The following is a 12396-nucleotide window of genomic DNA, read 5'->3' as shown; positions in this document are numbered from 1 at the left end:
ACCTGTTGTTAATGAATGTTTTCAGCGCCAGCGGCGGGAGGCGTTTTCGGTCGCCAGCCCGGCCAGGACACCACCGGCAACCAGCGGCACCAGCACCGATGGCACAGCGATAACAAAGAAATAATCCAGTGCAATGACGAAAATCTGCGACAGCGCCTCAAACGGGCCGCCGTAGCGGTGGCGCATGGCAAGGCGGAACATTTCCCAGGCGCCCTGGATGAACAGCGCCCACAGCACCATGACCACCATGCCGGTCAGCCCGTTGTTGATGGCGGGCACCAGGCCGCGGCCGGCGCGCTTGCCCATGAAGATCCAGCCGCAGAGCAGGCCCAAGATCACGTTCACATGCACGAAATAGCCGAAATCGGTGCCTTCGGGCATCAGCGGCATGACCAGGAAAGAAACGAAGAACGCAACCAGTGCCAGGCAGATGGCGGCGGTCAGTCGGGCACCGTTGGGCATGTCAGATCAGATCCGTGCAGGCAGTTCAATCAGCGATGAGCAACTGTAATCTGCGTCACGTCGCAATTGCCAGTCTTAAAGGCAGCGGCGCAGGAAGTGAGGTAAAAGTTCCACATCTTGTGGAAACGTTCATCAAAGCCCATGCGGGCAATCTGGTCCCAGCGGGCGTTGAATGTGTCATGCCAGCGCCGCAGAGTCTGGTCGTAGCTGTCGCCGAATTCGATTGAGCGCACGACTCCCAGGCCTGCCCGCTCCACCTGATCGCGCAGGATCTTTGGGGATGGCAGCATGCCGCCCGGAAAGATATGTTTCTGAATGAAATCAATACCTTTACGGTAGATCTCCCAGCGGCGGTCGGCAACGGTGATGATCTGCAGCGTGGCCTTACCTCCGGGCTTCAGCCGGTCGCGGATGGTGCTGAAATAGGCGGGCCAGTATTTTTCGCCAACCGCCTCGAACATCTCAATGGAGGCGATGCCGTCAAACTGGCCGCGGCAGTCACGGTAATCCTGGAGGCGCAGCTCCACCCGGTCGGAAAGCCCTGCCTTTTCCATACGTTGGCGGGCATAGTTAAGCTGTTCTTTACTAATGGTCAGGCCGGTCACACGCAGTCCGCGCTGTTTGGCGGCATATTCGGCAAAGCCGCCCCAGCCGCAGCCGATTTCCAGAACGTGATCGCCGGGCTGCACGCCCATCTGATCCACCATGGAGGCATATTTGGCGGTCTGCGCCTTCTCCAGGCTGTCCTGGCCGCTGCGAAACAGAGCGCTGGAATAGGTCATCGTGTCGTCCAGCCACAGGCCGTAGAAATCATTGCCCAGATCATAGTGATAAGAGATGTTCTTTTTCGCCTGCTTGCGATGATTGCGGTGCAGCCAGAAGCGGAAACGCTCATAGGCGCGCGCCAGCCCCTGTCCTGGGAAGCCGTCATAGACGGTATTGGCCCCCATATGCACAAGATCCATAAAGGCCTGCAGGTCGGAGGTGCTCCACCAGCCTTCGAGGTAGGCATCGGAAAAGCCCAGATCGCCCTCGCGGATCAGCCGGGCGAAACACTCCGGGTTATGAATATGCAGATCGGCCGCCGGGCCGGGATTACGGCCTTTGGCCGTAAATATGCGCCCGTCCGGCAGATGGATATCCAGCTGCCCGACCTCCATGGCCCTGACCTTGGCAAATACTGCCGGAAAATAGCGCGGCAGGTCTTTCTGGCCCTCAACGGACGTGAGCTTCATTCGCTTCCCCCTGTATGCGGCAAGGACGTGCTACAGGGAAAAAGCTAGGCCGCAGGGGGCTTTCTGGCAAGAAAACTGTGCGTTAGCGGTTCTGGCGCATTTCGTGATAGGCCGTGAGCGCGCGTTCGCGGCCCGCCTTCAGATCAATCATGGCACAGGCCCGCGCATCACTTGGAGAGAGCGCCCAGGACAGCGGCGCCGCGTCAAAGAAGTCCAGCGCTGTCTGCGGCTGCTGTCCCTGCCCCTCGGCGATCCAGCGGCGGGTGTAGATGCCTGCGGGGTCGAATTTCTCCAGCTGGCCGCTGGGGTTGAAGATCCTGAAGAAAGGGGCGGCATCGGGGCCGGACCCCGCCACCCACTGCCAGCCCATGGCGTTTGAGGCCGGGTCCCAGTCCACCAGTGTGTCCGCAAACCAGTCCATCCCGGTTTTCCAGTGCGTCATCAGATGCTTGGTCAGGAAACTTGCCACGATCATCCGGGACCTGTTGTGCATCTTGCCCGTCACGTAAAGCTCGCGCATGGCGGCATCGATGAAGCCATAGCCTGTCTGGCCGCGCTGCCAGGCCTGCACTTGCGGTGTGATATCCTGCGACCAGGGAAAAGCCTGCCACTCCCCGCGCCAGCTGTCCGCCAGGATATGCGGCGAGTTGTACATCAGGTGATAGGCAAACTCGCGCCAGACGATTTCCTTCAGGAAGTGTTCTGCGCCCTGGCTGCCGCGCTCCAGCGCGGCACGGCCCAGATGCCACATGCGGTGCGGGCTGATTTCGCCCCAGGCCAGGTTTTCCGACAGGCCGGAGGTCGCGTCCTCGCCCGGGAAGTCTCGGCGGGACTTGTAGGCGTTAACCGCGTTCTCCAGGAATTCGTCCAGACGGTCCCGTGCCGCGGCCTCGCCCACGCGGCAATAGCGGGCCACCACATCCGCGCCCCGGTGCATGGCGGCGGCCATGTGCCAATCCTTCAGTTCCGCGCTCGCTGGCCAGCTGTCCGGTGCCTGGAGAGTGGCGGGAGCCGGCAGCAGGCTGTCCACATCGCGGCCCCGCACCACCTTCCAGAACGGGGTGTAAACCTTGAACATGCCGCCGGTCTTGGTCTCTGCCGTCCAGGGTTCGAACAGCAGGCGTCCGCCGTGGGATTTGGCCTCTATGCCCTGGTCTTTCAGAAGCTGCTTGACCTGAGTGTCGCGGGCGATGGCCTGCGGGTCGTAGAGGCGGGACCAATGCACAGCCCCTGCCCCGGTTTCACTGATAAGCTCCCGCAGCACCTCCATCGCCTTGCCGCGGCGCAGGATCAGGCGCGATCCGGCCTTTTCCAGTTCCCGCGCGAAATGCTCCAGCCCCAGGCCGAGGCGGAACTTGGGCGCGGCGCCCAGCGCCTCCTCCTGCCCGTCGAGGATATAGACCGGCAGCACAGGCGCACCACCGGCGGCAGCAGCCGTCAGCGCCGGGTTGTCGCACAGGCGAAGATCGCGCCGGATCCACCAGATCACCGGACGTCTGCTCATACCGTTTTCCTTGTTCTCTCCGCGTTACAGAACCCGGTCCAAGACCTCGATCAGCTTTGCCACCTCTGCCTTGGACGTGTAGTGGGTAAAGCTCATACGCAGCACGCCCTGGTTTGGATCAACGCCCATCGCCTCCAGTGCCCGGACGGCGTAGAAATCACCGCCGCCGGCCATGATGCCGTATTCTGACAGGGCCGCAGCCACCGGGGCGGCGGCACGGTTCAGCGCCACGGCAACAGTGGGCGCGCGGTTTTCCGCGGCAGAAGGCCCCAAAAGCCGCATGTCGTTGCGGTCCTTCACCGCGTCCAGGAGCGGCTGCAGCAGCTGGATTTCATGCGCGCGCATCAGGTCGTGGACAAAGGCACCGGTTTCTGCAGCGGTGCCGCTGTGCCCGTGGTGCGCGGCCAGCGCCTCGAAGTAATCCGCCATCCCGGCCGAGGCCGCTACCTGGGCATGGTCGGGGCCTGCCGGGGTAAAGCGTTTATAGAGCACATCCGCGTTGAAATAATGCGCCTGGTTTGGCAGCAACTCGCCCAGCGCTTTGCGGATCACCATGATGCCCTGATGAGGGCCATAGGTTTTGTAAGAGGAGAACAGGTAGATATCAGCGCCCAGCGCGTCCAGGTCGGGCAGCCCGTGCGCCGCATAGGAAACCCCGTCGACGCAGACAAAGGCACCCGCGGCATGGGCCAGGGCGGTGATCTCGGAGACCGGGTTGATCTCCCCCACCACGTTGGAGCAATGCGGGAAGCAGACCAGGCGCACGTTTTCATCCAGGAGGTTTTCCAGCTGGGCAATGTCCAGATGGCCAGTCTGCGGGTCAATCTGCCATTCGCGGATCTCGATCCCCTCTTCCGCCAGGCGGCGCCAGGGGCCGCTGTTGGCCTCATGGTCCTGGTTGGTGACGACGATCGCCTCCCCCGGCTTCATGAACCGGCGGAAGGCCTGAGCCAGCACATAGGTGTTCTGGGTGGTCGAAGGGCCAAAGCTCAGCTCCTCTGCTGTGACGCCCATCAGCGCGGCCAGCCGGGACCGGGCCTCGTCCATTTCGGCGCCGGCCAGGCGGGAAGCCTCGTAAGGCGCATAAGGCTGCACCTTGCGCTGGGTGTAGAACCGGGTGAGACGGTCAATAACCTGGCGGCAGGTGTAGGATCCGCCCGCGTTTTCAAAGAACGCCTGCCCCTGCAGGCTGGGTTCTTCGAAGGCCGGAAACTGGGTCCGGACGAAATCAATATCCAATGCAGTCATTCTGTTGCCTCTCCTCAGCTACGGGTATCGCCGGTGTTTGGCAGCTTCCCGGGCCTCACCGCCTTCCCGCACAAGGATTGAGGGATCACCCGCGGTCCTGCAAGCCGGAATCACTCCAAGGAACGCAGAAGCGCAAACGGGCCGGAGAAGCGCGTTTCACGGCACTGCGCTCATGCCGGAAACTGTCAGGAGGCTGTGCAAGACTGCAGGCAGGCAAACATGGAGGATTTGTTATGGCCTTTACCCCCAAGGATTTCCTGGTCTGGGGCGAGCTGCCCGTCAGCGACCTGGATGCAGCAGTAACCTTTTATTCCAAAGTGACCGGGGCCGCGCTCAGCATCGACAATAGCGGGCCAAACCCTGTTGCGATGTTCAAACCCGCCGATGAGGCCACTGGCATCGCGCTGCATTTCTACTCCGGACAGCCCGCGGGTGACGGACGCGGCCCCACCCTGCATCTGACCGCCGAGGGTGAACTGGAAGACGTCATGAAGCGTGTCACGGATGCAGGCGGCAAAGTGATCTCTGAGACCATCGAAATTCCGCCCGGTCGTTTTTTTTACGCCACTGATCCGGACGGCAATTCGCTGGGTTTTTTCAAGTACAACAGCTGAAAAGGCAAAAGGCCCCGGTGAAAAACCGGGGCCTCTCGCGCAGGGGGCAGGATTCAGCGTGCTTCGGTCTGGAGCCCGCGGAAAATTGCCCAGCACATCAGCAGCAGAACAACCGTGAACGGCAGGCCGGTAGAGATCACCATCGCCTGCAGCGCCCCAAGGCCGCCGCCCAGCAGCAGCACGATGGCCACTGCGCCCTCGAAGATGCACCAGAACACCCGTTGCGGCAGCGGCGCGTCCACCTTGCCGCCCGCGGTGATCGTGTCGATCACCAATGAGCCGGAGTCGGACGAGGTGACAAAGAAGACGATCACCAGCACAATCCCGATAAAGGAGGTGATCCCGGCCAGCGGCAGCTCTCCCAGCATCTTGAACAGCTTCAGCTCAAGTGCGGCATCCTGTGCGCCAGTGAACCCGTCCGAAACCACCTGCTGAATCGCAGTGCCTCCGAAAACGCTCATCCACAGGATGCAGACCAGGCTGGGGATCAGCAGTACACAGATCACGAACTCACGCACGGTGCGGCCGCGGCTGACACGTGCAATGAACATGCCCACAAAGGGCGACCAGCTGATCCACCAGGCCCAATAGAAGGCGGTCCAGCCCTGGCTGAAGTTCACATCCTCCCGCCCGAACGGGTTGGCAAGCGCCGGCAGGTATTCCGCATAGGCCATCAGGCTGGCAAAGAAGCCGGTCAGGATGTTCAGCGTAGGGCCAGCCAGCAGAACAAAGACCAGCAGCAGGAAGGCCAGCCCCATGTTGATCTCCGACAGAACCTTGACGCCGCCATCCAGGCCGCGCAGGACCGAGATCAGGGCAACGGCTGTGATGGCGGAAATCAGGATCACCTCAGTAGTGGCACCGGTCGGCACGCCGAACAGTTCATTCAAGCCTGCGTTGGCCTGGGTTGCCCCGAAGCCCAGAGAGGTCGCAAGGCCGAACAGTGTGGCAAACACCGCCAGGATGTCGATCACATGGCCGGTCCAGCCCCAGACGCGCTCGCCGAACAGCGGGTAAAAGGCAGAGCGGATGGTCAGCGGCAGCCCCTTGTTATAGGTGAACAAGGCAAGGGCCAGGGCGACGATGGCGTAGATCGCCCAGGGGTGCAGCCCCCAGTGAAAGATCGTTGCGGCCATGCCCAGGCGCACGACTTCGGCTTGATCCCCGGCTGCACCGCCCAGCGGTGCCCAGTCAGTGCGGGCGCCGCCGCCTTCTGGAACCGCCGTGCCGCCGAATGCAGTGGAGTAATGGCTCATTGGCTCACTGACGCCATAGAACATCAGCCCGATGCCCATGCCGGCCGCAAAAAGCATCGCAAACCAGCCCAAGTAATTGTAGTCCGGCGTGGCTTCATTGCCGCCCAGGCGCACGCTGCCCCAGGGCGAGACAATCAGGAACAGGCAGAACAGCACAAAGAGATCTGCCGCGCCGAAGAAAAACCAGTCAAAGCTGCTGGTCACGGCCGGGCGCAGCCAGTTGAAAAACCCCGCCGCCTGCTCCGGCAGCGCCAGCGCGTAGAACACAAAGGCCACGATGACCAGGCCGGAGACATGGAACACCGGGTTGTGGATATCGACCCCGAACGGGCCGATCTGCGTCTCGATATTGTCCTGTCCGATCTCATAGTCAGTATCAATGATATCCGCTTCGCCCTCCGGGGCGGGGATACCCTGGTTTGTGGTTTCGTCAGCCATTAACGGCCTCCTTCCCTACTCGTATTTGCTTTGCAAGCCGGGGCTTGCGCGGTCAAAGAAAGCAGCAGGCCGGCCCCCTTGCGGTGCAAGGGGCGGATTGGGGGGCATCCGGGGGTCTGCGCCCGGACGTCCTGACCTCTGCTTCAGTTTTTTCCGGCCTCCGGCACATGCAGCCAGACACCGGCGGGGGCGGAGCAAGCCCAAACTGCTCAGCGGCGTCGCTGCCCGCATCCCGGGGCCAAGCCGAAGCCTGGACCATAAAGAAAAACGCGCGGGAGTGCCGCGCGTCTTCCATTTGATAACTGACTATATAGGAACTCAGGCGTTGACGTCCACCACCACCCGGCCCTTGACCTGGCCCTTGAGGATGTCCGTCCCCAGTTGCGGCAGGTCGCTCAGCACCGCGGGCTGGATCATTGCCTCCAGTTTATCCATGGGGAGATCGCTGGCAATGCGCTGCCAGGCGCGGACGCGGTTGGCGTAGGGCTGCATCACCGAGTCGATGCCCAGCAGGTTCACACCGCGCAGCAGGAACGGAATGACGGTGGCCGGCAGCCCTGCACCGCCCGCCAGACCCACAGCCGAGACCGAAGCACCGTATTTCATCTGCCCCAGCACCCGCGCCAGCATGGCGCCGCCGACGGCGTCCACACAGCCGGACCAGGTTTCGCTTTCCAGCGGGCGCTTGGTGGTCTCGTTGATCTCCTCGCGGGGCACGATCTGCGTGGCGCCAAGCGACTTCAGATAGTCGGCCGTTTCCGGGCGGCCGGTCACCCCGGCGACCTCATAGCCGAGATTGGCCAGAATTGCGGTGGCCACCGAACCGACGCCGCCCGCGGCACCTGTGACCAGAACCGGACCGTGGCCCGGCTCCAGGCCGTGATCCTCCAGCGCCATCACCGCCAGCATCGCCGTAAAGCCTGCGGTACCCACGGCCATCGCCTGGCGGGTGTCCAGCCCCTCAGGCAGCGGCACCAGCCAGTCGGCGCGCACATTGGCCTTTTGGCTGTAGCCGCCCCAATGGGCCTCGCCCACGCGCCAGCCGGTCAGCACCACCTTGTCGCCCGGCTTGTAGCGATCATCGCTGGACGCCTCGACCGTGCCGGCAAAGTCGATGCCCGGCACATGCGGGTATTTGCGTACCAGCCCGCCGCCCGGCCCGATGCACAGACCGTCCTTGTAGTTCACAGTGGAATAGTCCACCGCCACGGTCACCTCGCCCTCGGGCAGCTGATCCACGCCGATCAGCTGGACCGCGGCAGAAGTCTTGCCGCTCTCTTCGTCCTTGTTCACGACCAATGCATTGAACATCTCAACTTTCCTTTCCCAGAGGTGTTTTCCTCTTGCCAAAAATATCCCGGGGGAGCCGCGGCCTGCCGCGGCGGGGGCAGCGCCCCCTGCCCGCCTGCGCTTAGCGCCAGAACCGCTCCTGCACGGTCACGGGCCGCATCCCTGCCGGGGTTTCTGCTTCCATCACGGTGCCCGGCGCCCAATGGGACCGGTCCACCATGCCAATTGCCGCGTTCACCCCGAATTCGGGAGAGAATATGGCCGAGCCAACCTGCCCCACCTGTTTCCCAGCCGCGTAAAGCGGCCAGGCATCCAGACACGGCGGGATCTCGCCACCGATCACCAGCGGGCGGATCTGGCGGGCGGGGCCGTTTTCGGCCTGCTCTGCCAGGGCAGCCTTGCCGATGTAATCCTCAGGCGAATTGCAGAATTTGCCCAGGCCGCATTCATATGGCGTGTTTTCGCGGGTCATGTCATTGCCGTAGCTCAAGAGCCCGCTTTCGATCCGCTCGATCGTATTGGGACAGCCTGCACGCACGTGCATGTCCTCGCCAGCCTCGAACAAGGCATGCCACAGCGGCATCCCCAATTCCGAGCCATCGACATAGACCTCAAACCCGCCCTGCTTGGACCAGCCGGAGCGCGCCACCACCAGCTCGACCCCTTGAAAGGCCAGCCGCTTGTAGCGGAAGAAGCGGATACCGCGCACTGCCTCGCCAAAGACACGGGCCATCAGGTCCTCCGCCTTGGGCCCCTGCACCGCCAGCGGCGAGACGTCAGGCTCGGCGATCTCCACATCCAGCCCCTTGGCAATGGCGATCCCCAGCGCAAATTGCAGCAGGTCGCCATCCGCCAGCGACAGCCAGTAGTGATCCGCCGCCAGTTTCACTGCCACCGGATCGTTTAGCATACCGCCCTTATGGTCCACGGTCGGCACATAATAGCATTGATCGTCTGCCATCTTGTCCATGTCGCGCGGGCTGATCATTTTCATCAGCCGCAGCGCATCGGGGCCCTTGATGCTGACCTGGCGTTCGCAGGCCACGTCCCAGACCTGGACATGCTCCTTCAGATGAGCGCAGTCGTATTCCAGGCTGTCAAACACAGTGGCCAGCAGCGTGTGGTTATAGACGGTATAGGCCTTGACGCCCGCGGCCTCCACGCCGGGGCTGAAGGGCGTCCTGCGCACGCGGCGCGAGGGGAAGATATGTGCCATTGCGGCAGTCTCCGGAAACAGTCGGTGGCAGGCCGGGATGATCCGGCCTGCAAGCATTGATTACTTCGGCCCGTGCCAGTCGATCTGGCAGATCTCGGCAGAGCGGCCATCGAAGTCCCAGACCCGGCCAAAGGCGCGCACCCGGCCCTTGGTGGCGGTGGCGACGGTGATGTCAGGGCCCATCCAGTATTCAGTGTTTGTGACAACGATATCCTTGCCGTTCTTGCCCTCAACCGGGACCACAGCGCCCTGGATCTTCTTGCCGACCATGAGGCGGCGTTCCTTGCCTTCGGTTTCAAAGCTGACCGGAGACCGTTCGGCGCCCAGAAATTCACCCACCAGCATCGAGAACAGCCCGGTGGTGCCCCGCGCCGCGCCCGAGAAGATCGCAACCAGTGCGTCATAGGCGTCATCCGAGGCGCGGTCGTCGATATAGGCCGCCGCCTTCCAGTTGCCGCGGCCCATGTTTCCCGGGATCTCCAGGAACAGGCCGACGTTCAGGCCGGACAAGTCGGTTTCGCCGTATTCGCCGCTGTCGATACGCACCCCGGCCCAAGCCTGGCAATGGCCCTCGGTCGGCGGGTGCTTGCCCAGCGACACCACACAGGGGCAGAACACGGTGCAATTGCAGTTGAGGATCAGTTCCCCTTTGATCGTCCAGGGCACGGTGCCCACTTCGCCGTCCAAGGCCATGTCTTAGTCTCCCTCTCAGATAATTCCTGCTGCCAGCGCCAGTGCCGCACTCACCAGCCCCGCACCCAGCGGTTTGGTGATGAAGCGGCCAAGGTCCGGCAGCTTTTCCAAAATCATGATCACGGTCGCCAGTCCCATGAAGGCGATGTTCATGGTGCCGCCCGCGAATGCCAGCAGCATCAGCGCCCAGCAGCAGCCCAGGCACACCAGTCCCAGCCGCAGCCCGTTGCGCAGCGGGCCATCGTCCCAGTGCTGCATGAAGAACACCAGCGGGCGGCGGCACTTGCTGAGGCAGGCCTCCTTGACTGGCGAGAACTGGTAGCCGCCCGCGACCAGCAGCAGCCCTGCCGACAGGTAGCGCGAGTTGCTGTCGCCAAATGCGGTGAGCAGATCTGCCTGAAACAGCTCCAGCTGCAGCACGGCGGCCAGCGCTGAAAAGCCCAGCCACACGGCCAGATACCCCCCCACCAGCCGGGTGAAACTGGTGTCCGGCGCGGTGTGGGACAGGTCCTCATAGGTGGCGAAGGCGGGCAGCGCGGTCGGCGCCATCATCGCCGCCGACATCAGCGCCCACATCATCAGCATCTTGCCAAAACCCGCCGCATCCGGTGTCAGTGTGCAGAAGTCGCGCCAGAAATCAGGGCCGTAGATGGCCCCCGCCTGGCGCAGGTCGGCCGGCACCGACATCGCATAGAGAAGAATCCACGCCCCCAGGATCAGCCCGAACAGGCCCAGCCAATGCCAGCCTCCCATGGTTCTGATCCGTTGTGCCAGAATGGCTTTCATGGCGCGCTCCGGGTAAGAGGGTCTGCGACTCACGTCTTGAGTTTTAAATGTCAGACTTTTAAATGTCAGACAAATGATTTCTCGCCGGGCCGTCTCCGGCGTAACGCAGCGTCAGGATCCCGGGCATGAAGATTGACCCCAACAGTTCCGCCGATCTTTCGGTTCAGATAGCCCAGGCGATCAAGGATGCCATCATTTCCGGCGAGCTGAACGTGGACGAGCGGCTGCCGTCGGAGGCGGAGCTTTCCGATCACTTTCAGGTCTCCCGCCCGACAGTCCGCGAAGCGCTGAAACGGCTGGCGGCACAGTCGCTGATCCGCACCCAGCGCGGCGCCTCGGGCGGGGCCTTTGTGAACCGTCTCAGCTTTGAGGACGCCTATTCACAGCAGATCACCACCTCCACGTTGCTCTTGAGCATGAACGCCGTCAGCTTTGATACTGCCTGCGAGGCACGATACGCGCTGGAGCGCGCCTGCGCGCCACTGTCGGCTGAACGCCGGACTGCGGATCAGCTGGCGACAATGCGGGCGGAGATTTTCCGCCAGGGCCAGCCGGGGTTGACGGATGTGGCCTTTTGCGCATCCGACGTGGCGTTTCACCGGGCTCTGGTGGACGGGGCTGGCAATCCAGTGCTGTCCTATCAGCTGGCCGGCGCGGTGGAGGCGATGCAGCCCTTGATGAACATGATCACCTTCACCGCCCGCGACCGGGCAGTGATCACCGGAATCCACAGCCGGATTGCCGACGCAATCGAAGCTGGCAACGGAGGCGCAGCCGCATCCGGGCTGCAGGACCTGGAAAGCGAAACCCGCAAGCTGGCCTCGGACGTTTTTGCGGCACGGGCCAAGTCATAACAGTTTGTTAACCATGAACCGTCAGCATCTGCGGCATGGTCAAACCCGGTTCCGCCCTTTCACCCGACATCTGGCTGCGCGATATTTTCGCCTGCAAGGCGGTGCAGACCGGCGGGGTCGTGCGGCGCAAGACCCGCGACATCGAGCGCTATGCCGGGATGGAGGCCTTTCTGGCCGAAGTCCGCGCCCGCGGTTTCCAGGCCATTCAAAACCGCGAGCAGGTTGTAGTTTTCTGTAACAGCGCCCCGATCCGGATACTAAGCTAGCACCGCCGTTTCCCGGCGCGGGAAACGGCCACAAATCCTGCGAGGATTTATGGCGCACCGGTTGCCGCAGGCGCCAGTTTTCCGCGCCGGAAAACTGGCCGGAATCCTCGCAGGATTCCGGTTCCCCCTTTGCAATCAGCCAGAAGCCGATTATATGACCCCTGTTCCCTTGCGGAACTATGGACATAAACGCGCTCGTAATAAGCGGATCGGACCCGGGGGCGGTACCCGGCGGCTCCACCAAAATCCTTCGTTTGGGGATCATGGGGCCGAAACAGGATCGACGGACGTCTAAAGGGGTTTTGCTTTGTCTCGGCGGGGTGCCACCGTACCGGCCCAAACAGTACAATTGCAAACGACAATCGTGCTCCGGTTGCTCTGGCTGCGTAAGCAGTTCGAGGAATCGAAATCTAAGCCCTTGCGCCTAGCCGCGTAAGGCGGGGTTCGCAGGTACCTGGCAACAGAAACCTGCACTTCCCGCCTTTTCAGGTACCGCAGCCCCCCGCCGCCAGGCTTGCGGCTAAAACTTTAGTT

Annotated in this window: 12 protein-coding genes and 1 other RNA gene; 4 read left to right on the top strand and 9 right to left on the bottom strand. The window is 62.7% G+C overall.

Annotated features, from left to right (window positions below):
• Positions 1-21: 21 nt before the first annotated feature.
• From ACXAHG_RS16640 to ACXAHG_RS16625, 4 genes are all read right to left on the bottom strand, one after another.
• Positions 22-462: a TrgA family protein gene (locus tag ACXAHG_RS16640; RefSeq protein ID WP_475043549.1), complete on the bottom strand. Its 441-nt coding sequence runs from the start codon at positions 460-462 to the stop codon at positions 22-24.
• 29 nt (positions 463-491) lie between these two features.
• Positions 492-1697: a class I SAM-dependent methyltransferase gene (locus ACXAHG_RS16635; protein WP_475059078.1), complete on the bottom strand. Its 1206-nt coding sequence runs from the start codon at positions 1695-1697 to the stop codon at positions 492-494.
• Positions 1698-1779: 82 nt separating this feature from the next.
• The gene (locus ACXAHG_RS16630) at positions 1780-3201 is read right to left on the bottom strand and encodes a cryptochrome/photolyase family protein (protein ID WP_475059075.1); all 1422 of its coding nucleotides are present in this window, start codon (positions 3199-3201) and stop codon (positions 1780-1782) included.
• 24 nt (positions 3202-3225) lie between these two features.
• Positions 3226-4449 carry an aminotransferase class V-fold PLP-dependent enzyme gene (locus ACXAHG_RS16625; protein WP_475059073.1) on the bottom strand — a complete coding sequence of 408 codons (1224 nt, stop codon included), beginning with the start codon at positions 4447-4449 and terminating at the stop codon, positions 3226-3228.
• A gap of 233 nt (positions 4450-4682) precedes the next feature.
• Here ACXAHG_RS16625 and ACXAHG_RS16620 point away from each other — a divergent pair, with 233 nt between their 5' ends.
• Entirely contained in the window at positions 4683-5063 is a 381-nt protein-coding gene (locus tag ACXAHG_RS16620; RefSeq protein WP_475059071.1) for a VOC family protein, read from the top strand.
• 53 nt (positions 5064-5116) lie between these two features.
• Here the strand turns inward: ACXAHG_RS16620 and ACXAHG_RS16615 are convergent, their stop codons facing one another.
• The 5 genes from ACXAHG_RS16615 to ACXAHG_RS16595 form a co-directional block, all read right to left on the bottom strand.
• Positions 5117-6757 (bottom strand): BCCT family transporter, encoded by a 1641-nt coding sequence (locus ACXAHG_RS16615; protein ID WP_475059068.1) that lies wholly within the window; start codon positions 6755-6757, stop codon positions 5117-5119.
• Between the two features lie 318 nt (positions 6758-7075).
• Positions 7076-8068 (bottom strand): acryloyl-CoA reductase, encoded by a 993-nt coding sequence (gene acuI / locus ACXAHG_RS16610; RefSeq protein WP_475059066.1) that lies wholly within the window; start codon positions 8066-8068, stop codon positions 7076-7078.
• A 100-nt stretch (positions 8069-8168) separates the two neighbouring features.
• Complete coding sequence (locus ACXAHG_RS16605; RefSeq protein ID WP_475059062.1) at positions 8169-9263, bottom strand: dimethylsulfoniopropionate demethylase; 1095 nt, start codon at positions 9261-9263, stop codon at positions 8169-8171.
• 60 nt (positions 9264-9323) lie between these two features.
• Entirely contained in the window at positions 9324-9956 is a 633-nt protein-coding gene (locus tag ACXAHG_RS16600) for a DUF1326 domain-containing protein (protein WP_475043562.1), read from the bottom strand.
• Between the two features lie 15 nt (positions 9957-9971).
• Entirely contained in the window at positions 9972-10742 is a 771-nt protein-coding gene (locus tag ACXAHG_RS16595; protein WP_475059059.1) for a DUF2182 domain-containing protein, read from the bottom strand.
• Between the two features lie 125 nt (positions 10743-10867).
• On the opposite strand from ACXAHG_RS16595, the gene ACXAHG_RS16590 reads away from it, so the two are divergent.
• The 3 genes from ACXAHG_RS16590 (at position 10868) to ssrA (ending at position 12337) form a co-directional block, all read left to right on the top strand.
• Positions 10868-11596 carry a FadR/GntR family transcriptional regulator gene (locus ACXAHG_RS16590; RefSeq protein WP_475043565.1) on the top strand — a complete coding sequence of 243 codons (729 nt, stop codon included), beginning with the start codon at positions 10868-10870 and terminating at the stop codon, positions 11594-11596.
• Between the two features lie 35 nt (positions 11597-11631).
• On the top strand, positions 11632-11862 hold the full coding sequence (locus ACXAHG_RS16585) for an aspartate aminotransferase (protein ID WP_475043566.1): 231 nt from the start codon (positions 11632-11634) through the stop codon (positions 11860-11862).
• 124 nt (positions 11863-11986) lie between these two features.
• Positions 11987-12337: a transfer-messenger RNA gene (gene ssrA / locus ACXAHG_RS16580) on the top strand.
• Positions 12338-12396 lie beyond the last annotated feature (59 nt).

The organism is Leisingera sp. ABD4_442 (assembly GCF_056160905.1).
Note: the sequence above shows the minus strand (reverse complement) of the source record. Positions and strands in the feature narration are given on the sequence as shown.